Source organism: Paraburkholderia sp. UYCP14C, assembly GCF_004197395.1.
In the GTDB taxonomy this organism is placed as follows: domain Bacteria; phylum Pseudomonadota; class Gammaproteobacteria; order Burkholderiales; family Burkholderiaceae; genus Paraburkholderia.
The window spans coordinates 1-326 of record NZ_SELS01000380.1 but is presented as its reverse complement, the minus strand read 5'-3'; the positions used below and the strand labels follow the sequence as shown (position 1 = coordinate 326).

The following is a 326-nucleotide window of genomic DNA, read 5'->3' as shown; positions in this document are numbered from 1 at the left end:
CATCAACCGCATCGCACTTTGGCGGGATCACCGGCACAACGCCGCTGGCCAGCAACTGTTCATTGCGTTCGATCTGGTAATACGCCGTATCGGCGATCAGCCGGTCGATCTCACCCACTTGCGGTAACAGCCGGTCGAGTCCGCTGCTGTCCCCGGTTTCGGTGTCCGTGATTTCCACCGCCAGCACGTCACCTTCAGCATCCATGGCCAGGTGCATCACACGCCAGGGCGTACAGGGTGTCGGCTTGCCGTATTTCCTTTCGTACCATGCACCCGCATGGGAAAAGCGTAGTCCCGTGCTGTCCACAATCACGGTGACAGGCTCG

The 326-nt window shown here is 60.1% G+C and carries 1 protein-coding gene; it reads right to left on the bottom strand.

Annotated features, from left to right (window positions below; translation table 11 throughout):
• On the bottom strand, positions 1-326 hold a 326-nt coding region (locus tag EVC45_RS45295; RefSeq protein ID WP_129964426.1), incomplete at both ends, for a transposase.